At 73.0% G+C, this 20332-nt stretch carries 16 protein-coding genes; 8 read left to right on the top strand and 8 right to left on the bottom strand.

Features of this window, described 5'->3' with window-relative positions:
- Positions 1–9 precede the first annotated feature (9 nt).
- The 4 genes from AC07FT_RS02395 to AC07FT_RS02380 form a co-directional block, all read right to left on the bottom strand.
- Positions 10–432 carry a Fur family transcriptional regulator gene (locus AC07FT_RS02395; protein ID WP_254740304.1) on the bottom strand — a complete coding sequence of 141 codons (423 nt, stop codon included), beginning with the start codon at positions 430–432 and terminating at the stop codon, positions 10–12.
- A gap of 73 nt (positions 433–505) precedes the next feature.
- The gene (locus tag AC07FT_RS02390; protein ID WP_479173308.1) at positions 506–1378 is read right to left on the bottom strand and encodes a metal ABC transporter permease; all 873 of its coding nucleotides are present in this window, start codon (positions 1376–1378) and stop codon (positions 506–508) included.
- Between the two features lies 1 nt (position 1379).
- Positions 1380–2252 (bottom strand): metal ABC transporter ATP-binding protein, encoded by an 873-nt coding sequence (locus tag AC07FT_RS02385; RefSeq protein ID WP_479173306.1) that lies wholly within the window; start codon positions 2250–2252, stop codon positions 1380–1382.
- A 20-nt stretch (positions 2253–2272) separates the two neighbouring features.
- Positions 2273–3307 (bottom strand): metal ABC transporter substrate-binding protein, encoded by a 1035-nt coding sequence (locus tag AC07FT_RS02380; RefSeq protein WP_479173304.1) that lies wholly within the window; start codon positions 3305–3307, stop codon positions 2273–2275.
- 152 nt (positions 3308–3459) lie between these two features.
- On the opposite strand from AC07FT_RS02380, the gene AC07FT_RS02375 reads away from it, so the two are divergent.
- On the top strand, positions 3460–4842 hold the full coding sequence (locus tag AC07FT_RS02375) for a glycine--tRNA ligase (protein ID WP_471204401.1): 1383 nt from the start codon (positions 3460–3462) through the stop codon (positions 4840–4842).
- Between the two features lie 131 nt (positions 4843–4973).
- Positions 4974–5267 carry a hypothetical protein gene (locus AC07FT_RS02370; protein ID WP_471204399.1) on the top strand — a complete coding sequence of 98 codons (294 nt, stop codon included), beginning with the start codon at positions 4974–4976 and terminating at the stop codon, positions 5265–5267.
- 19 nt (positions 5268–5286) lie between these two features.
- On the opposite strand, the gene AC07FT_RS02365 is transcribed toward AC07FT_RS02370, so the two are convergent.
- From AC07FT_RS02365 to AC07FT_RS02355, 3 genes are all read right to left on the bottom strand, one after another.
- Positions 5287–5883 (bottom strand): TetR/AcrR family transcriptional regulator, encoded by a 597-nt coding sequence (locus AC07FT_RS02365; RefSeq protein WP_479173302.1) that lies wholly within the window; start codon positions 5881–5883, stop codon positions 5287–5289.
- Positions 5884–5891: 8 nt separating this feature from the next.
- Positions 5892–6911, bottom strand: a complete 1020-nt coding sequence (locus tag AC07FT_RS02360; RefSeq protein WP_479173300.1) for an aldo/keto reductase — start codon at positions 6909–6911, stop codon at positions 5892–5894.
- 167 nt (positions 6912–7078) lie between these two features.
- Positions 7079–8527 carry an MFS transporter gene (locus AC07FT_RS02355; protein WP_479173298.1) on the bottom strand — a complete coding sequence of 483 codons (1449 nt, stop codon included), beginning with the start codon at positions 8525–8527 and terminating at the stop codon, positions 7079–7081.
- 101 nt (positions 8528–8628) lie between these two features.
- Between AC07FT_RS02355 and AC07FT_RS02350 the strand changes: the two genes are divergently transcribed.
- Complete coding sequence (locus tag AC07FT_RS02350) at positions 8629–9504, top strand: helix-turn-helix transcriptional regulator (RefSeq protein WP_479173297.1); 876 nt, start codon at positions 8629–8631, stop codon at positions 9502–9504.
- 27 nt (positions 9505–9531) lie between these two features.
- Here the strand turns inward: AC07FT_RS02350 and AC07FT_RS02345 are convergent, their stop codons facing one another.
- Positions 9532–11019 (bottom strand): MFS transporter, encoded by a 1488-nt coding sequence (locus AC07FT_RS02345; protein ID WP_479173295.1) that lies wholly within the window; start codon positions 11017–11019, stop codon positions 9532–9534.
- Between the two features lie 125 nt (positions 11020–11144).
- Here AC07FT_RS02345 and dusB point away from each other — a divergent pair, with 125 nt between their 5' ends.
- From dusB to AC07FT_RS02320, 5 genes are all read left to right on the top strand, one after another.
- Positions 11145–12284, top strand: a complete 1140-nt coding sequence (gene dusB / locus AC07FT_RS02340; RefSeq protein WP_479173294.1) for a tRNA dihydrouridine synthase DusB — start codon at positions 11145–11147, stop codon at positions 12282–12284.
- Between the two features lie 95 nt (positions 12285–12379).
- The gene (locus AC07FT_RS02335; protein ID WP_479173292.1) at positions 12380–13618 is read left to right on the top strand and encodes a hypothetical protein; all 1239 of its coding nucleotides are present in this window, start codon (positions 12380–12382) and stop codon (positions 13616–13618) included.
- Entirely contained in the window at positions 13615–15867 is a 2253-nt protein-coding gene (locus AC07FT_RS02330) for a VMAP-C domain-containing protein (RefSeq protein WP_479173291.1), read from the top strand. The genes AC07FT_RS02335 and AC07FT_RS02330 overlap by 4 nt, the downstream gene beginning before the upstream one ends.
- Before the next feature lie 23 nt (positions 15868–15890).
- Positions 15891–16865, top strand: coding sequence for an AAA family ATPase (locus tag AC07FT_RS02325; RefSeq protein ID WP_479173289.1), 975 nt, complete (start codon positions 15891–15893; stop codon positions 16863–16865).
- A complete protein-coding gene (locus tag AC07FT_RS02320) occupies positions 16865–20329 on the top strand; it encodes an SAV_2336 N-terminal domain-related protein (RefSeq protein WP_479173383.1) in 3465 nt (1154 codons plus the stop codon). Before AC07FT_RS02325 ends, AC07FT_RS02320 begins: the two co-directional genes overlap by 1 nt.
- Positions 20330–20332 lie beyond the last annotated feature (3 nt).

Genomic DNA, 20332 nt, shown 5'->3' with positions numbered 1-20332 from the left:
GCCCGGGGGTCAGGCGTCGGAGGAGGCCGCCGCGCAGTCCCCGCAGGTGCCGAAGATTTCGATCGTGTGGGCGACATCCACGAAGCCGTGCTCGGCGGCGATCGCGTCGGCCCACTTCTCCACGGCCGGGCCCTCCACCTCGACCGCCTTGCCGCAGGAGCGGCAGACCAGGTGGTGGTGGTGCTCATCGCTGTTGCACCGGCGGTAGACCGCCTCGCCCTCCGTCGTGCGCAGCACGTCGACCTCACCGGCGTCGGCGAGGGACTGGAGGGTGCGGTAGACGGTGGTCAGGCCGACCGAGTCGCCGCGGTGCTTCAGCATGTCGTGGAGTTCCTGCGCACTGCGGAACTCGTCCACCTCGTCCAGCGCCGCCGCCACCGCGGCGCGCTGCCTGGTGGACCGGCCGCGTACTGGGGGACCCGCGGTCGCCACAGCTGCCTCCTCAACCTCGCACGCTCCGTCGCCTTTGCCCGGCCATTGTGCCAGCTAACGGAGCGGGCACGGACTAGACGAGTACATCGTCCCTCAGGGTGCACCTCTCCTCGGCCGCCGCGGCCCGCCGGGCGCGGGATTTCGCCAAGGGCGCGGCCAGGGCCGTCATCACGGCGAAAACGCCGATGGCGAGGACGACGATGCTCGCGCCCGGGGGGACGTTCTCGTAGAACGAGAACACCGTGCCGGACAGAGTGACCACCACTCCGATCGAGACCGCGAGGGCCAGCGTCATCGCGAACCCGCGGGTGGCCTGCTGGGCGGCGGCGACCGGGACCACCATCAGGGCGCTGACCAGCAGCAGGCCCACGACGCGCATGGCGACGGTGACGGTGACGGCCGCGGTGACGGCCAGCAGCAGATTGAGGGTGCGCACCGGCAGCCCGGTGACCCGGGCGAACTCCTCGTCCTGGCAGACGGCGAAGAGCTGGCGGCGCAGCCCCAGGGTGATCAGCATGACGAAGCCGGCCAGCAGACTGATCACCACCACGTCCTGCTGCGAGACCGTGGTGATCGAACCGAAGAGGTACGTGGTGAGGTTGGCGTTGGAGCCGTTGGGCGAGAGGTTGATCAGCAGCACACCGCCCGCCATCCCGCCGTAGAAGAGCATCGCGAGCGCGAGATCGCCGCGGGTCTTGCCGTACCAGCGGATCAGTTCCATGAGGACGGCGCCGAGGGCGGAGACCGCGATGGCGGTCCAGACCGGGTTGGTGCCGGTCAGGAAGCCGAGGGCGACACCGGTGAGCGCGACATGGCCGATACCGTCGCCCATGATCGCCTGGCGGCGCTGGACGAGGTAGATGCCGACGGCGGGCGCGGTGATGCCGACGAGGACGGCGGCGAGCAGCGCCCGCTGCATGAAGGGGTAGGTCAGGAGCTCGAGCATCTCAGGTCAGCAACCCTGTCCGGATCGGTTCGGCGTCGGGCGCCGCATGGGGGTGGACGTGGTCATGGCCGGGCAGCGCATGCTGGCCGACGGCCTTGGGCGGCGGGCCGTCGTGGACCACGCAGCCGTCGCGGAGCACCACCGCGCGGTCGATCAGCGGCTCCAGCGGGCCGAGCTCATGCAGGACCAGCAGCACCGTGGTGCCGCTGGCCACCTGCTCGCGCAGGGTCCCGGCCAGGACCTCCTGGCTGGCGAGGTCGACCCCGGCCATCGGCTCGTCCATGATCAGCAGTTCGGGTTCACCGGCCAGCGCGCGGGCGATCAGCACCCGCTGGTGCTGGCCGCCGGAGAGGGCGCCCACCGGGTCCTTGGCGCGGTCGGCCATGCCCACCAGCTCCAGGGCCCGCTGGACGGCCGCGCGGTCGGCCTTGCGCGGCGGGGCGAGCCTGCGGCGGGCCAGCCGTCCCGCGGAGACGACCTCGCGGACGGTCGCGGGGACACCGCTGGCGGCCGTGGTGCGCTGCGGTACGTAGCCGATCCGGGCCCAGTCGCGGAAGCGGCGGCCGGGGGTGCCGAAGAGGGCCAGCTCACCGCCGCTGAGCGGTACCTGTCCGACGACGGAGCGGACCGCGGTGGACTTGCCCGAGCCGTTGGCGCCGAGCAGGGCCACGACCTCGCCGCGGTGCACGGACAGGTCGACACCGCGCAGCACCGGGCGCCCACCGAGGGAGGCGGTGGCTCCGCGCAGGGATATGACCGGATGCGACGCCGGACGCGGATCCGGACGCGGATCCGGACGCTCCGGGCGGGGGTCGCCGTCCGTGCCCGGAGCCGCGGCGGGCGCCGGGACCGGGGTGCGGGGTTCCTCGGGCATGGATTCCTCCGTCACAGGGCTCATACGGCGCCCAGGGCCTTCCGCAGGGACGCGAGATTGGCTCGCATGACCTGCAGGTAGTCATCGCCCCTGGACTTCGTGCCGATGCCCTCGAGGGGATCGAGCACATCGGTTCTCAAGTGGAGATCGTCCGCGAGGGTCCTGGCCGTCCGGTCGCTGACGAGGGCCTCGAAGAAGACCGTGCGGACCTTGTCCTTCTTGACGATCGAGTGCAGTTCGCGCATCCGGGCCGGGCTGGGCTCGGACTCGGGGTCGAGGCCGGCGATGGACTCCTGGTGCAGCCCGTAGCGTTCGGAGAGGTAGCCGAAGGCGGAGTGGGTGGTGACGAAGGTGTCCGTGGTGCGGTCCTTCAGGCCGGTGCGGAAGTCCTTGTCGAGGGTGTTGAGCTCGTCGACCAGGGCCGCGGTGTTCTTCTTGTAGAACGCCGCGTGGTCGGGGTCGGCCTTCCCCAGGGCCTTGCCGACGCCCTCGGCGACCTCCGCGTAGCGCACGGGGTCCAGCCAGACATGGGGATCGGCACCGGCGTCACCGGCGTGCGCCTCGTGGCCGTGGCCCTCGTGGCCTTCGTCACTCCCGTGCTCCTCGTGGCCCGCCTCGTCCTCGTGGCCCTCGGCGCCGTGGTCCCCGCCCCCGTGGTCGTGGCCGTCCACCTCCGTGCCGTGGTTCTCCAGCGTGGTGTACGACGCGGCGTCGGCCACCTGACGGGGCTCGGCCTGGCCGATGGCCCGGTCCACGGCGGGCTGGAGCCCCTTGAGGTAGACCACGAGACCGGCCTTGCTGAGTGTCGCCGTCTGCTGCGGACTGATGTCGAGGTCGTGCGGTTCCACGCCCGGTTTGGTCAGCGTGGAGACATTGATCTTGTTTCCGCCGATCCGCTCGGCCAGGAACTGCAGGGGGTAGAACGACGCCACCACATCCAGCTTGCCGTCCGTCCTTCCGTCTCCGGGGCTGAAGGAGCAGGCTGTGAGCGTGGTCAGACCCAGTGCCATGGCCCCGACCAGGGCTGTAGCAGGGCTCGAGCGGCGTATGTTCATGACTCCCATTTTCAACAAAGTTGGAAATGATTGTCAACAAAGCGGTTCCTGTCGATCACTTCGCCAACCGATTTGATCCCAGGGGTGCCGCCGCCGGTAACCTGAAGCATTCGCTTCGTCGTCCTCAATGTCGTCACAATGAAGAGAGCACCGTGGCCGCCGACAAGATCGACACCATCGTCAGCCTGAGCAAGCGCCGTGGCTTCGTCTACCCGTGCAGCGAGATCTACGGTGGCCAGCGCGCCGCCTGGGACTACGGACCGCTCGGCGTGGAGCTCAAGGAGAACATCAAGCGCCAGTGGTGGCGTGCCATGGTCACCTCGCGCGACGACGTCGTCGGACTCGACTCGTCCGTGATCCTGGCCCGTGAGGTCTGGGAGGCGTCCGGCCACGTCGCCACCTTCACGGACCCGCTCACCGAGTGCACCTCCTGCCACAAGCGGTTCCGCGCGGACCACCTGGAGGAGGCGTACGAGGCCAAGCACGGCAAGCTCCCCGAGAACGGCCTCGCGGACGTGAACTGCCCGCACTGCGGCAACAAGGGCAGCTTCACCGAGCCCAAGCAGTTCTCCGGGCTGCTCTCCACCCACCTCGGCCCGACCCAGGACTCCGGCTCGGTGGCCTACCTGCGTCCCGAGACCGCGCAGGGCATCTTCACCAACTTCCTCGCGGTGCAGCAGACCTCGCGCCGTAAGCCGCCGTTCGGTATCGCGCAGGTCGGCAAGTCCTTCCGGAACGAGATCACCCCGGGCAACTTCATCTTCCGGACCCGTGAGTTCGAGCAGATGGAGATGGAGTTCTTCGTCAAGCCGGGTGAGGACGAGACCTGGCACGAGTACTGGATGGAGCAGCGCTGGAACTGGTACCGGGACCTCGGCCTCCAGGAAGCGAACATCCGCTGGTTCGAGCACCCGAAGGAGAAGCTCTCCCACTACTCCAAGCGCACCGCGGACATCGAGTACCGCTTCAGCTTCGGCGGCTCGGAGTGGGGTGAGCTGGAGGGCGTGGCCAACCGCACCGACTACGACCTCAAGTCGCACTCCAAGGCGTCCGGCCAGGACCTGTCGTACTTCGACCAGGAGGCCGGCGAGCGCTGGACCCCGTACGTCATCGAGCCCGCGGCGGGCGTGGGCCGCGCGATGCTGGCCTTCATGCTCGACGCCTACGTCGAGGACGAGGCGCCCAACGCCAAGGGCAAGATGGAGAAGCGCACCGTGATGCGGCTCGACCCGCGGCTGGCGCCGGTCAAGGTCGCGGTGCTGCCGCTGTCCCGCAACCCGCAGCTGTCCCCGAAGGCCAAGGGGCTCGCCACGGACCTGCGCAAGCACTGGAACATCGAGTTCGACGACGCGGGCGCCATCGGCCGCCGCTACCGCCGTCAGGACGAGATCGGCACGCCCTTCTGCGTCACCGTCGACTTCGACACCCTCGACGACAACGCGGTCACCGTGCGCGAGCGCGACACCATGAAGCAGGAGCGGGTCTCGCTGGACCAGATCCAGTCCTACCTGGGCGGCCGCCTCATCGGCTGCTGACCGGCGCTTCCGGCGGCGGACACCGAAACACCACGACGGGCTCCGGCACCGCGGACGAACTGCCGCGGGACCGGAGCCCGTCGGCTCGGCAGGAATGGTCAGGAACGGGGGGTCCACACATCGTGCGAGGCGTGACGCACCGCATCACCGCCACCCGCGAGGACGGCACCGACTTCGAGGTGGCCTACGGCTACGGCCGGGGCCGCAGGCGCCTGCTCGGCTGCCGCCACTGCGACTGGCGGGAGCGCACCACCCACGGCGAGGCGCGGCACCAGGGCCTGGACCATCTCGCCCAGGCCCACGGCGCCCTGGGCTCCCCCCGGATGACCGCCGACCCGCCCGCGCACCGTCAGACCGTGCTGATCATGCTGGCGTGTGTCGCGGTGGCGGCGGTCGTGGTGTGGTGGGCGGCGTCCCAGGGGTGACGGCCGTCCCGGACCGCCCCTACGAGACGGCCTGGGCGCGCAGACCGTCCAGCAGCAGGTCGCAGACGGCCCCGAAGGCCGTCTCCACCTGGGGATCGGACCACTCCGCCGCGTAGACCGGGTCGTGGAAGCGGCCGGTGGCGTCCCACAGGGCGCGGGCCGTGCGGTGCGCGTCCCGGGGGGCGAACTCGCCACGGGCGACACCGCTTTCGACGATCGTGGCCAGCTGGCCGACCATCGTCTCGATATGGCGCGCGACGGTGACGCTGTTCTCGGCGACCAGGGCCAGATAGGTGGCGAACAGCTCCGGATCGTCGCCCGCCTTGCGGCGTTTGGCGGCGAACAGGGCGGTCAGCCAGTCGCGGAGCCGCTCGGCCGCCGGGGCCCCGGCGCGGCTGATGGCGGAGAGCTGGTCGTGCGCCTGGTCCAGCCAGCGCTCGGTGACCGCCTCGCGCAGCGCCGCCTTGGTGCGGAAGTGGCGGTAGACGCTGCCGTGGCTGACCCCCAGGGCGCGGGCCACGTCCACCACGGTGGCCTTGGCCGGGCCGTAGCGTCGCAGCACCTCCTCGGTGGCTTCGAGGATGCGGTCGGCGGTCAGGGGCGTCTCGGGCGGCATCGGGTCCCTTACTTCTTCTCGCTGTCGAGGTGGCCCATCTGGCTCTCCGGGTAGCGGGCTCCGGCGGCGGCCCCGGCCGGGACGGCCTCCTCGATGGCGTCCAGATCGTCGGCGTCGAGCGTAACGTCAAGCGCTCCCAGCGCCTCCGCCAGCCGGTCGCGGCGGCGGGCGCCGACCAGCGGTACGACGGCCGCGGCGTGGCGCGGTCCCTGGGCGAGCACCCAGGCGATGGCGGTCTGGGCGACGCTGACGCCCTTGCCGTCGGCGACCTTGCGGAGGGCCTCGACGAGGGCGAGGTTGCGCTCCAGGTTCTCCCCGCTGAAGCGCGGGCTCATCCTGCGGAAGTCATGGGCGGCCAGGGTGCGGTCGGCGCTCCAGTGGCCGCTGATCAGCCCGCGGGAGAGCACCCCGTACGCGGTGATGCCGATGCCCAGCTCACGGCAGACGGGCAGGATCTCCTCCTCGATGCCGCGGGAGATCAGGGAGTACTCGATCTGGAGGTCGGCGATCGGGGCCACGGCCGCGGCCCGGCGAACGGTCTCCGCGCCCGCCTCGGAGAGCCCGATGTGCCGGACGTGACCGGCCTGGACCAGCTCCGCGATGGCGCCGACGGTCTCCTCGATGGGCACGTCCGGGTCGACCCGGGCGATCCGGTAGATGTCGATGTGGTCGGTGCCCAGCCGCTGGAGCGAGTAGGCGGCGAAGTTCCTGACGGCGGCGGGACGGCCGTCGTAGCCGGACCAGCCGCCGTCCGGATCGCGCAGGGCGCCGAACTTCACGCTGGTCTGGGCGCGTTCGCGCTGGGCGGCGGGGGCGGTGCGCAGGGCCTCGTTGATGAGCAGCTCGTTGTGGCCCATGGCGTAGAAGTCGCCGGTGTCCAGCAGGGTGATCCCGGCGTCGAGCGCGGCGTGGACGGTGGCGATGGATTCGGCGCGGTCGACGTCGCCGTAGAGGGCGGACATGCCCATGCAGCCGAGGCCGAGGGCGGAGACCTGGGGACCGGCGGTGCCGAGGGTGCGGATCTGCACGGTGGAGCTCCTTGGGGACGGAGGGCGATTTCCGGGTACCCGGAGGCCGGGCACCCGGGAAGAGTGACATATGCACTGACAGATTTCAATATCTGTCAGTGCATAGTGGTGGCCGGGTGGCCGGGTGGCCGGGTGGCCGTCACCCGTCGCGGTCGCATCCGCCCGTGTCAGACCACCGCCCTCGGCAGTCGCAGGCTCAGGCGTGCGGTCACCGCGACCATCGCCAGCTGGGCCGCCAGCGTGATCACCAGCGCGTCCCCCATGCCCCGCGACGGCGCCAGGGAGAGGAAGAGCGTGCCCAGCGTCGCCACGCCCAGGGCCAGCGCGGACTGCTGGGTGGTGACCATCACGCCACTGCCCACCCCGGCCCGCTCGGCCGGTACGTCGGCCAGCACGATCCGGAACAGCAGGGGCAGTTGGAGTCCCTGTCCGAAGCCCGCGAGGGCGACACCCGGCAGGAGTCCCAGGAGCGACACATCCGGCCAGTCGCGCCCCACGGCCAGCATCAGCAGCGCGATCCCCACCGCCTGCACCCCGCCGCCGACGGTGATCACACGGCTGCCGTACCGGCTCACCAGACGCGGCCCCATCAGCGAGGCCACGAAGAACGCGGTGGCCATCGGTGCCAGCGCCATGCCCGCCGCCACCGGCCCGTAGCGCAGCCCCTGTTGCAGAGCGACCGCGATGACGAACATGAAGCCGCCGAAGCCGATCGAGAACGGCAGCACCATCGGCAGTCCACGGCGCATCCCGTGCGACGCGAACAGGCTCGGCGGCAGCAACGGCGTCAGACCGGCCCGGTCGGCCCGCCGCTCCACCGCGTAGAACGCCGCCGCGGCGAAGGGGAAGACACCGAGCAGCAGCCAGGTCCACAGCGGCCAGCCCGCCGCCCGCCCCTCGGTGAGCGGCACCATCAGCGTGATCAGGGTGACGGCCAGCAGCACGGTGCCGGGGACGTCCACCGGCGCGGGCCGCTCCGAGCGGGTCTCCGGCACGGTGCGCACGGCGAGCGCCAGACCGAGCAGCGCGACCGGCACATTCACCAGGAACACCGCGCGCCAGCCGGTCCCCGCCAGATCCGCGGCCACCAGCACCCCGCCCAGGATCTGTCCCGCGACCATCGACAGACCCGCCGTGGCGCCGTACATGGACAGCGCGCGGGCGCGGCGGGTACCGGTGGTGGAGGAGTGGATCGTGGCGAGCACCTGCGGGAGCATCAGCGCGGACGCGGCGCCCTGCGCCACCCGCGCGGCCACCAGGCTCCAGGCGTCCGGCGCCAGACCGCAGGCCAGCGAGGTCACTCCGAAGGCCGCCATCCCGGCCAGGAAGAGCCTGCGCCGTCCGAAGGTGTCGCCCAGCCGCCCGCCGAGGACCAGCAGAACGGCGTAGGCGACGCCGTAACCGGCGACGACGAGCTCCAGCAGGGTCGGGCCCGCGTGCAGATCGCGGTCCATGGCGGGCAGCGCGACATTGACGATAAAGAAGTCGATCAGTGGGAGCGCCGCCCCCAGCAGTACGGTGAACAGCCCCAGCGGGGTCAGCGGCCCTCCGTCGGCCGTGGCCCGCGCCGTGGTCCGGGGAGCGGAGGTCGGGGTGCGTATCTCGGTATCGGTCACGGATACGACGATCGCCGACCGCTGAGACGGGTACCAGATTGTCTTTATCCTGGTAGTAGCAGTACCTGGCAACTGGCTGAGCCGCACGGCACCCTGGAGCCATGACCACAGTGGTGCGGGAGACCGCGACGGGCGGCGGGGCCCGGATACGACGCGCCGAACTGGCCGCGTTCCTGCGCAGCCGACGTGAGCGGATCACCCCCGAGCAGGTGGGGCTGGTGCGCGGACGCCGCAGGCGCACCCCCGGGCTGCGCCGCGAGGAGGTCGCCCATCTCTCCACGGTGGGTGTCACCTGGTACACCTGGCTGGAACAGGCCCGCGACATCCATGTCTCCGCGCAGGTCCTGGACGCCATCGCCCGTGCGCTGCTGCTGGACCGCAGTGAGCGGGCCCATCTCTTCGCGCTGGCCGGGGCCGCCGATCCGACGCCCGCCAGTGAGTGCTCCGGGGTGTCGCCCGCGCTCCAGGCGATGCTGGACCAGCTGGAGCCGTTCCCGGCGTGCGTCCAGAACAGCCGGTTCGACCTGCTCGCCTACAACAGCACCTACCGGCTGATGCTGTGCGATCTGGACCAGGTGCCGCCGGAGGACCGCAACTGCCTGTGGCTGGCTTTCACCCACGAGGGCTGGCGGAGCAGTCTGGTGGAGCGGGACGAGGTGATCCGGATCATGGCGGCCAAGCTCCGGGCCGCGATGGCCGGACATGTCGCGGAGCCCGCCTGGAAGGCGCTGGTGAAGCGGCTGGAGGACGCCTCACCGGAGTTCCGGGAGATCTGGGCGCGGCATGAGGTGCTGCGCCCTGCCGACAAGGTCAAGCTCTTCCGGCAGGCCCAGGTGGGAATGCTGCGGCTGTCCGTCACCAGCCTGTGGACCGGCCCGAACCAGGGGCCCAAGCTGCTCACCTACAGCCCGGCGGACGCCGAGACCCGGGAGCGCCTGGAGCGGCTCCAGGAGCTGGCGTCGGCCCCCGCCGTCTGAGGCCGTCCTTGAGGCCGCCGTCCGACGTCACCGGCGCGACCGCGCCGAGGTCTGCCCCGTCGGAGCCCCTTCCTCGAAGAGCGCGGCGGCGTGCCGGGTGGTGCCCTCGGCCCAGCGGCCGGTGGTGACCACCCCCAGCAGCAGGATCAGGGCTCCGCATCCGGCGATGATCCACCACGCGGGCCGGGCGGCCGCCACGAACTCCGCGGCCGCCCGTGCCGAGGCCGTGTGCCCGGCCGTACCGGCCGCCGAGGCGGCACCCGTCGCCAGCACCGCGCCGATGACCGCGACCCCCAGCGAGGTGCCGACCTGGCGGCTGGTGGAGGCCACGGCGGCGGCCACCCCGGCCTGGGAGCGCGGCATCCCGGAGACCGCCGTATTGGTGATCGGGGCGTTGACCAGGCCGAAGCCGATACCGAAGAGCACGAAGCCGAGCAGCAGCAGGGCGTCGGTGGCCTCGGCGTCGAAGACCGCGAAGAGCACCCCGCTGGCCGCTGTCGTCACCCCGGCCAGCACCAGGGGCAGCCGGGGCCCGTAGGTGCCGACCAGCCGTCCCGACAGCGGGGCGCAGAGGAAGCACATCAGCGCCATCGGCAGGATCCACAGTCCGGCGCCCAGCGCGCTCAGCCCGCGCACGTCCTGGAGGTAGAGCGTGTTCATGAAGAGGAAGCCGCCGAACGCCGCGAACGCGCTCACCGCGACCACCGTGGCCCCGCTGAACGGCGCGCTGTGGAAGAACCGCACGTCGATCAGCGGCTCGCTGCGCCGCCGCTCGTAGTGGATCAGTCCGGCCAGCGCGGCGGCGGAGAGCGCGGCGCAGGTCAGGATCAGCGGGGAGGTCCAGCCCCGGCCCGGCGCCTCGATGATCGCGTAGGTGAGGAGGCCGAGGACGGCGATGACCAGCACCTGGCCGACCGGATCGGCCCGGCGCGGTGTGGGGGCACGGGACTCCGGCACATAGCGCACGGTCAGCACCAGGGCCGCGATCCCGAGCGGAAGGTTTATCCAGAAGATCGAACGCCAGCCGACCGACTCCACCATCAGTCCGCCGATGATCGGTCCCGCGGCCATGCTGATGCCGACCACGCCGCCCCACGCCCCGATCGCGCGGGCCCGTTCCCGGGGCTCGGTGAAGGTGTTGGTGATGATCGACATGGCGACCGGGTTGAGCATCGAACCGCCCACCGCCTGCACCATCCGGAAGCCGATCAGTGCCCCCAGACTGGGCGCGAGACTGCACAGCGCCGAGCCGACCGTGAAGATCACCAGCCCGGCCTGGAAGGTGCGCCGCCGCCCCACCCGGTCCGCCGTGGAGCCCGCGAGCATCAGCAGCGAGGCCAGGACCAGGGTGTAGGCGTCGATCGTCCACTGCATCCCGGAGACGGAGGCGTGCAGCTCGCCCCGCATCGAGGGCAGCGCGACATTGAGGACGGTGTTGTCGAGACTGACGAGCAGCAGGCTCATACAGCAGATGGCCAGTACGAGCATCCGGCGGCGGTGGCTCAGCTCACCCATGGTTGAACGTTACATCGATACCGTCGGGGGGCGGGACGCGCCGCCCCGCGGGTGCGGGACAATGAGAGGTCCGGCCCGCCCGGCCACTGCCGTACCCGCTGTCGTACCTCCGAGGAAGCTCACCCATGACCCAGCCTCAGTTGCAGTTCGGACCGCATACGGTCCAGCCACCGGTCGTGCTCGCACCGATGGCCGGGATCACCAACGCGCCGTTCCGCACCCTGTGCCGGGAGTTCTCGGGCGGCAAGGGTCTCTTCGTCAGCGAGATGATCACCACCCGGGCGCTGGTCGAACGGGACGCCAAGACCATGCGGCTGATCCACTTCGACGGCACCGAGAAGCCGCGTTCGATCCAGCTGTACGGGGTGGACCCGGTGACCGTCGGCAAGGCCGTCCGCATGATCGTGGACGAGGACCTGGCCGACCACATCGACCTCAACTTCGGCTGTCCGGTGCCCAAGGTCACCCGCAAGGGCGGTGGCTCCGCGCTGCCGTTCAAGCGCCATCTGCTGCGCGCGATCCTCCGCGAGGCGGTCTCCGGCGCGGGGGCGCTCCCGGTGACCATGAAGATGCGCAAGGGCATCGACGACGATCACATCACCTACCTCGACGCGGGCCGGATCGCCGTCGAGGAGGGCGTCACCGCCATCGCGCTGCACGGGCGCACCGCCGCCCAGCACTACGGCGGGACGGCCGACTGGGACGCCATCGCGCGGCTGAAGGAGGCCGTCCCCGAGATCCCGGTGCTGGGCAACGGCGACATCTGGTCCGCCGACGACGCGGTGCGGATGATGCGCGAGACCGGCTGTGACGGCGTGGTCGTCGGCCGCGGCTGTCTGGGGCGGCCCTGGCTCTTCGGCGACCTGGTGGCCGCCTTCGAGCCGGACGCCGGCGCCGGGTACGCCCGGCCCACCCTCAAGGAGGTCGCGGCCGTGATGCTGCGCCACGCCGAACTGCTCGCCCAGTGGCTGGAGGACGAGGAGCGCGGCGTGATCGACTTCCGTAAGCACGTCGCCTGGTACACCAAGGGCTTCTCGGTCGGCTCCGAGATGCGCAAGAAGCTGGCGATCGCCTCCTCCCTGGCCGAACTGGACGCCCTGCTCGGCGAACTCGACCTGGACCAGCCCTGGCCTCCCGGTGCCGACGGCCCGCGCGGCCGTACCTCCGGCCGCAACCGCGTGGTCCTCCCGGACGGCTGGCTGAACGACCCCTGGGACCGGGCCGGGGTGGGCGAGGACGCGGAGCTCGACACCTCGGGCGGCTGAGCTTCGGCCCCCGGCGGGTCCGCCACTTCGGGTGACCGCCCGGTGATCGCGCGTTAAAGTTGAGGGCGCAACCGCGGTGGGGATCGGGGGGATCGGTGACGGGCGTCGTCTTCGTCCATGGCACGGGGGTCCGGGCCGCCTCCTACGACAAGAGCTTCGCGCGCGTGCGCGACGGGCTGGAGCGGGTGCGTCCCGACGTCCGTGTGGTCCGCTGCTTCTGGGGTGAGGAGCACGGTGCCTCGCTCGGGCTCGACGGGGCCTCGGTCCCGGTGCGGACGGGGAACCGCGGCGCCGGGGACACCGGCCCGGACGACGACGATCCACTGGCCCTGTGGGCCCTGCTGGAGGCCGACCCCCTGGCCGAGCTGTGGGAGTTCACGGAGACGGCGCGCGGCGACGACGGGGACACCGGCTTCGCGCCCGGCCGGGTGGACCCCTGGGAGACCGTCGCGGACAAGGTGCGCGCACTGAGCCTGGCCGGGGTCGGGGACACCGCCCGGCCGGGTCTGTGCCGGCTCGTGGCCGACCTCGCCCCGGCCCTGGACGGGGCCGCGGAGCGCGTCGCCGACGAGATCTCCCGTGAGCTGGGCGGCGCCCCGTACGCCGAAGGCGTCGGGGCCGTCGCCGCCCGCGCGGTCTACGCCCTGGCCCTGCACTCCGCCGAGACCGCCCGGGACATCGACGCGCTGCTCCCCGTGGACGGCGCCGACCGCGACACCGTCGTCGGCGCCCTCACCGACCAGCTGGGCGGGGCCGACCGCGGCGGGGTCGTCTCCCGCGCCGCCCGCGGTGCCGGCGGCCGGATGCTCAACTCCTATCTGTCACCGCTCTCCTCACTGGCCCGGACGTTCCGCGGCGGGATCACCCGGGGCTCGGTCCCGGCCGGTGGCGACATCCTCCGCTACCAGGCACGCGGCGCCGGGGTGCGCGCCGCCATCGCCGCCGCGGTGCGGGAGGCCGCCGACGGCGGCGGCCCGGTCGTGCTGCTCGCCCACAGCCTCGGCGGTATCGCCTGCGTCGATCTGCTCGCCGACGCGGCCGGACCGCCGCCCGGGGTGGAGCTGCTGGTGACGGTCGGTTCGCAGGCGCCGTTCCTCTACGAGCTGGACGCCCTCACCTCGCTGCGCCGCGGTGCGCCGCTGCCCGCGGCGTTCCCCCGCTGGATCAACGTCTACGACGAGCACGATCTGCTCGGCTTCGTCGGCGGCAAGGTCTTCCCCGGCCGGGTCACCGATCTGCGCGTGACCACCCGTCAGCCGTTCCCGCGCGCCCACACCTCCTACTTCGCCCATCAGCGGCTGTACGACCTGCTCGGCCCGGAGCTGCCGCGGTGACGGAGCCAGGACACGACTGGCGGCGTACCCACGCGGTGATCGTGGCCGTCGAGCAGTACCGGGGCAGTGACGACTGGACCCTCGACGGCCCGGTCAAGGACGCGCTCGGCATGCGCTCATGGCTGACCGGACTGGGTGTGCCCCCGGCCAACATCCGGCTGCTGGCCTCGCCGAAGGAGGAGAACCGGGCCGCCCTCCAGGAGGCGGACCCCGGCCACCGCGCGGCCGACAGCGGCACCGTCCGCGAGGTCTTCATGGACGAACTGCGCCGGATCGACGCCGACTGGCTGTGGATCTACTGGGCGGGGCACGGGGTGCAGGCGCCGGGCGGACGCTGGAGCCTGCTCTACCCCGAGACGCGCGACACCGATATGCGCGGACTGGACGCGCACAACCTGATGTCGCTGCTGCGCACCGAACATCTGCCCCGGCAGGGCGTGCAGCGGGTGACGGTGGTCATCGACGCCTGCTGGCGGGCGCTCCCCGCGCGCGCCCACGAGATGGTGGCCGATCCGGAGAACCTCACTCGCAAGAGCGAGGTCAACCGCGACCGCGAGATCTTCTGGATGCGGGCCTGCCGGCCCGGGGCCGTGGCCAAGAACCAGCAGGGCGCCGGGGTGTTCAGCTCGGTGCTGCTGGAGCAGCTCGCGGCGGCCTCCGGCGGTGGGGCCGCCCCGGACCTCGGCCGGGTCTGGCAGGGCGTCCAGGACGAGTTCCAGCGGCTGCACGAGGAGGAGGGACTGCGGCAGTTCCCCACCGTGCACGTCAGCGACGGGACCAGGGACGGCCGGGAGCTCCCGCTCGGACCGCCCGTCCCCACCGGGCCGTCCCTGGACGACCCGGGGCGGCGGGCGCGCGGGAAGCTGGCCGCCTCGGTCGCCGGGCTGCTGGCGGCGGAGCCGGGCCGCGCGGCGCGCGTCCTGGTCCGGCTGTCCGAGGAGTTCACCACCGCCCCGCCCGCCACCGAGTCCCCTTCCGCCGGGGAGCTGGTCGACTGGGCACTCGCCGAGCACCACGGCGCCGCCACCCTGCTGGACGCGCTCGCCCAGGAGGCGCCCGGCGAACCGGTGCCCGCCCCGGCCCAGGGGGCGTGCCAGGTCCTCCAGCCCGGCCGCTGGCTGCTCCGCGCCGAGTACGACGCCCTGGTGGCCCTGCTGGACCGGCTGACCCCGGGCCGGCTGGCCGACTTCGCCGACGCGGCCCGCGCCGAGCTCCCCGGGGTGGGCCTGCCGCCCGCCGCCCCCGGACCGCTGGCCGACGCGCTGGAGGAGCTGCTGCGCACCCCGCACCAGCTCCCCCAACTGCTGCGCGCGGTCGAGCGGTTCGCCGCCGCGGAGAGCGAGCCCGGGACCGGCACCGGCACCGGCACCGGGGCCGGGGCCGGGACCGCGGAGGCGCTGCGGGAGTGGTCGCTGGGGTGCGCGGTGCGGATCGGGCTGGAGGGCGCCCTGCGGGACCGGCGCGCCGAGGCCGAGGAGCGGGCGGCGTCCGCGGACGCCGCCGCAGCCGTGGACGAGCGGGTGCAGATCCGGCTGCACCCTGCGGTCGGCTCCGGTCGGCTGCGGGCCTACGAGGTGTGGGTGCGCCGCGGCGACCGGGTCGAGTCCCTGGCCACGGTGGACACCCCCGCCCCCCTGGAGGAGATACAGCGCGGGGTGGACGAGCTGCTGCGTATCCACGCCCGCAGCCAGGAGACCCTGGTCGAGTTCTTCGTGGCCGCCGCCGATCTCGAACTCGATGTCCACTGCTGGCAGCTGACCACCCCCTTCGAGCGTTCGCTCGGCACCGACTACCCGGTCGTCGTGCGGTGCGGTGAGTTCCGTGCGGAACAGCGCCATCTGTGGTTGCGGCGCTGGCAGACGGTCGAGGGGGCGAGCACCGACGATCTGTACCGGCTGCCCGCCCACCTGGTCAGCAGCAAGCACGTCTACGGCGATCTCCAGGCCCGGGAGGACGTGCCCGGCGTGGTGATGACCACCCCGGCGCGCGCCCGCCCGGAGGTGTTCACCGCCTGTCTGTTCGGTGGCGTCCCCGTGCTGGTGTGGCACGGCGCGCATGAACGGGAGGGAGCGGAGGCCGAGTTGGGGGTGCTGCTCGGCACCGAAAGTCTGCGCTCGCTGCCCCAGCGGCTGCGTAAACTCCGCTCGGCGAGCGACGCCGACGCCGCCCACCCGGGCAGGCACCTGGCGCTGCTCTGGGACGATCCGCACCGCCCGCTGCCCGGCCCGCTCGATCTGTCGGCCCCCTGACCGCCCCGAGGAGAAGGAAGCACATGACACAGGACTGGCGGCTCTTCCACGGCGGCGACACCGCGCCCCACGTAGTGGAGACCTGGCCCGCGGCCCCGCCGTGGCGGCGCTTCGGCGAGGACTCCCCGCGCCGTACCGCCGGCCGGGGGCTGCCGTACCTGATCTCCGACGAGCACCGGGACACCGTCAACATGGCGCTGCATCTGCACCGCCCGCTGCTGGTCACCGGCCGTCCCGGTACCGGCAAATCCACGCTCGCCCATGCCGTGGCCCGTGAACTCACCCTCGGCGAGGTGCTGCACTGGCCGGTCAACAGCCGTACCACGCTGACCGACGGGCTGTACGCGTACGACGCCGTGGGACGGCTGCGTGACGCCTCCCTGCGGCAGCGCACGGACGGCCGGCGCACGGACGGCCAGGGCGCCGCCGACGAACCGGACATCGGCGACTACCTGCGGCTCGGCGCGCTCGGCACCGCGCTGCTGCCCGCCGACCGGCCGCGGGTGCTGCTCGTCGACGAGCTCGACAAGGGCGATGTGGACCTCCCCAACGACCTCCTCACCGTCTTCGAGGAGGGCGAGTTCGAGATCCCCGAACTGGCCCGGCTGCGCGATCCGGAAGCCTCGGTGCGGATCACCGGCTCCCGCGAGAAGGTGCGGATCGAGGACGGCTGGGTGCGCTGCCGGGTCTTCCCCGTCGTGGTCATCACCAGCAACGGCGAGCGCGAGTTCCCCCCGGCGTTCCTGCGCCGCTGTGTACGGCTCGACCTCCAGCAGCCCGACGAACGACAGCTCCAGCAGATCGTCACCATGCACCTCGGGGAGGAGGTCGGCCACCGCGCCATGGGGATGATCGCCCATTTCGTGGCCCTGCGGGAGGAGCGCGAGCTCGCCACCGACCAGCTGCTGAACGCCGTCCGGCTGCGCTCCTCCGGGGCCCAGGTGGACCACGAGGTCATCGACAAGCTGTTCCGCTCGCTCAACGAAGCCGACGTGTGATGATCGGGCGGCTGTGCGCGCTGCTGGAGGACGCCGGGGTCGAACTCTCCCCGGAGGAGCTGCGTGACGCCCTGTGGTTCGCCGCCACCACCGCACCGGCCGCGCCCGAAGGAGACGACGGCGGCCGGACACCGTCCACCGGCACCGGCGAGCCCGTCGAGCCGGCCCCCGACGAGGACACCGGGGGAGCGCCGCACCACCGCGACCCCACCGGTCCGCGCGCCGATGACCCCGGGGCCGGACCCGCCGCCCCCACCGGGCTGTTCGCCCCCGGAGCGGTCCGCGCCGCCGCGGCCCGCCCGGCCCGCGCGGTGGACGTCCGCGGGGTACGAGCCCTGCCCGGCGCCCGCGGACTGTCCCGCGCGCTGCGCCCGCTGCGCAGATGCGTCCCCTCCCGGAGCGCCTTCGCGCTGGACGAGGCCGCCACCGCCGACTGGATCGCCGAGACCGGACTGCCGGACGTCGTCCTGCGCCCCCGGCCCGAGCGCTGGCTGAGCGTCGCGCTCGTGGTGGACGACGGACCGTCGATGGTGCTGTGGCGGCAGCTCGCCGCCGAACTGCGCGGGGTGCTGGAGCGACAGGGCGCCTTCCGCTCGGTGCGCGGCTACGGCCTGGACAGCTCCTCGGAGACCCGGCCGGTGCTCAGGGCCCGCCCGTACGCACCCGGCGCCCCGCGCCGCGGCGTCCGGCAGCTGCTGGACCCCTCCGGCCGCACGGTGGTGCTGGTGCTGTCCGACGGGGTCGGCCCCGGGTGGAGCAGCGGCGCCATCCCGCGGCTGCTGCACCGCTGGGCCCGCCACTCACCGGTGGCGGTGGTGCAGCCGCTGCCCGCGCGGCTGTGGCCCGAGCGCGGTATGCCCACCGAACGGCTGCTGGTCGGCGCGGGCGGCCGGGAGGGCGCCCCCGGCCGCGCCCTGACCGTGCGCCATCCGCTGCTGCCGCCGGGGCTCAAGACCTACCGGGGCACCCCGGTGCCGGTGCTGGAACCCACCGGCACGGACCTGGCGGCCTGGGCGGCCCTGACGGCCACCGGCGAAGGGAGCGCCCTGCTGCCGGTGATGCTGCTGGACGGCGCCGGGCCGCCGGTGACCTCCCGGACCGGTCCACCGGCGCCGCCGCCCACCCCGGAGGAGCGGCTGCGCCGCTTCCGTGCCGCCGCCTCTCCGGAGAGCCAGCGCCTGGCCGGTGCGCTGGCCACCGTCCATCCGCTCACCCTGCCGGTGATGCGGCTGATCCATGACGCCGGCGGCGCCGGATCCGCGCCGCTCGCCGAAGTCTTCCTGGGCGGACTGCTGCGCCGCCGCGAGGGCGGCGCGGAGGAGTTCGCGTTCCACCCGGGCGTGGCCGATCTGCTGCTGGACACCGTCCGCACCTCCACGGCGCTGGATACGGCGGCGCAGGTCACCGACTTCCTGATGCGCCGCCAGAGCGGTGGTCCGGCGTTCCGCGCCCGGCTGTCGGGACCCCACGGCGACGCGGCGGTGGCCGCCGAGGCCCGTCCGTTCGCGGCGGCGTCACCGGAGCTGCTGCACCGGCTGGGACTGGCACGGGACGAACCGGACCCGGAACCGGAAGCCCCGGCGCCCGGCCCGGGGGAACCGCCCGCCGCGTACCCGCCGCGCTCCCGCGCCTCGGAGTGGGTACAGCCGCCGCTCACCGATCTGGTGCGGCGGATCGCCGCGGACGACCGGCTGCCGCCGACCGTCCTGGAGAAGGCCGAGGAGGTGCTGGCCTCGGCCGAGCGGCGGGACGAGGAGACGGGCTGGTCGGCCGTGCGGACCCTGGCGCCGTTCGCCGGACGGCTGGTCGCCGCCGGATGGCCGCACTACGCGGACGCGCTGTGCCAGGCGATCCGGACCACCGTCGGGTGGCTGGAGCCCGCGGTCGACCTCGAATCGCGCAACCTCCGCGGCCATCTGGCGCTCGCCCTGAACCAGCTGGGCCGGCATGACGAGGCGGAGCGCCATCTGCGGGACGTGGTGGCGATCTCCGGCCGGGAGCACGGTGAGCACCATGACTACACCCTCTTCGCGCGCTCCTATCTGATCGACCTCCTGGAGGACGCCGGACGGGTGGAGGTGGCCGAGGAGGAGTGCCGTGCCCTGCTGGACAGCTGGGAGCGCCGGGGCCACGCCGAGTACGGGCGGACCGTGTACGGGCTGCGTCTGCTGCGCGGCCGGATGCTGCTGAACCTCGGGCGGGTGGTGGAAGCCGAGCGGGAACTGCTCGCGGCGGCGGTCGGCCGGGACGGCATGCTCGGCCCCCGCCACTTCGACACCGTCAACGCCCGCGCCTGGCGGGCCACCGCGCTGGAGCGGCTGGGCCGTTACGACGAGGCCGAGGCCCAGATGCGGGAGGCGGTCCAGGAGTGCGCGGACGCGCCCGCCGGGGACGCGGCGCTGCTGACGGCCCGGTTCACCCTGGGCGACATCCTGGTCGCCCGGGGGTTCACCGAGGAGGCGGAGTCCCTCTGGCGGGACCTCACCGAGACGACCTCGGCCGTGCTCGGGCCCCGGCACTGGCGGACCCGCACCGCCCGTCGCAAGTGGATCAACCGGCTGCGCGCCCTCGACCGGTACGACGAGGCGGAGGCGGCGCTGCGCACCCTGCTGGAGGAGACGGTCGAGTCCCTGGGGGAGCGGCACCCCGACACCTTCGTCGCCCGCCGGCTGGAGGCGATGCTGCTGGACGACCGGGCGCGCCACGACGAGGCGCAGGCCGCCTACCGCGCCCTGCTGGAGACCCAGCTGACGGTGGTCGGGGCCGACCACTCCAGCACCCTCACCACCCGCCACCACCTCGGCGTCAGCCTCGGCCTGGCCGGGCGGCACGAGGAGGCGCTGGACCTGTTCACCGAGCTGCTCCGGGACCGCGTCCGGCTGCAGGGGGCGGACGCCCAGCCGACGCTGGCGACGCGCTACTGCCGGGCCGGGGCGCTGAGCCAGCTCGGACGGCTGGAGGAGGCGGAGGCCGAGTACCGCGGGACGGCGGAGGGCGAGGCCCGCGCGATGGGCCCGGACGACCCCAGCACCCTGATCACCCGTCGCCGGCTCGCGGATCTCCTGCGCGACCAGGAGCGCTACGAGGAGTCCGAGCGGGAGTACCGCAGGGTGGTGGAGGGCCGCACCCGTGCGCTGGGCACGGAGGCCCGGCTGACCCTGGCGGCCCGCCACAGCCGCGCCAACGTCCTCAACAAACTGGGCCGGTTCGCCGAGGCGGAGGGGGAGAACCGGGAGACCGCCGCGCTGCGCGCCCGGCTGATGGGCCCGGAGGACGCCCGCACCCTGTGGACCCGGCACAACCTCGGCACCTCGCTCCGGGGACAGGGACGGCCGGCCGAGGCCCGGGCCGAATGGCGGGCGGTGCTCGAGATCAGTGCCCGGGTCCTCGGCGAGGAGCACAACTGCACCCGGCGGACGCGCGAAGCCCTGGAGGCCCTGGACGGCGGCGGCGCTCCCAGCTGAAGG

This window comes from Streptomyces sp. NPDC045899, assembly GCF_056431485.1.
This window is presented reverse-complemented; position numbering and strand designations above follow the sequence as displayed.

Bases quoted from the DNA above. Each gene is read 5' to 3' on its own strand.
- AC07FT_RS02390 (WP_479173308.1), bottom strand. From the start codon at position 1,378: ATGCTCGAGCTCCTGACCTACCCCTTCATGCAGCGGGCGCTGCTCGCC.
- AC07FT_RS02385 (WP_479173306.1), bottom strand. From the start codon at position 2,252: ATGCCCGAGGAACCCCGCACCCCGGTCCCGGCGCCCGCCGCGGCTCCG.
- AC07FT_RS02380 (WP_479173304.1), bottom strand. From the start codon at position 3,307: ATGAACATACGCCGCTCGAGCCCTGCTACAGCCCTGGTCGGGGCCATG.
- AC07FT_RS02365 (WP_479173302.1), bottom strand. From the start codon at position 5,883: ATGCCGCCCGAGACGCCCCTGACCGCCGACCGCATCCTCGAAGCCACC.
- AC07FT_RS02350 (WP_479173297.1), top strand. From the start codon at position 8,629: ATGACCACAGTGGTGCGGGAGACCGCGACGGGCGGCGGGGCCCGGATA.
- AC07FT_RS02345 (WP_479173295.1), bottom strand. From the start codon at position 11,019: ATGGGTGAGCTGAGCCACCGCCGCCGGATGCTCGTACTGGCCATCTGC.
- dusB (WP_479173294.1), top strand. From the start codon at position 11,145: ATGACCCAGCCTCAGTTGCAGTTCGGACCGCATACGGTCCAGCCACCG.
- AC07FT_RS02325 (WP_479173289.1), top strand. From the start codon at position 15,891: ATGACACAGGACTGGCGGCTCTTCCACGGCGGCGACACCGCGCCCCAC.
- AC07FT_RS02320 (WP_479173383.1), top strand. From the start codon at position 16,865: ATGATCGGGCGGCTGTGCGCGCTGCTGGAGGACGCCGGGGTCGAACTC.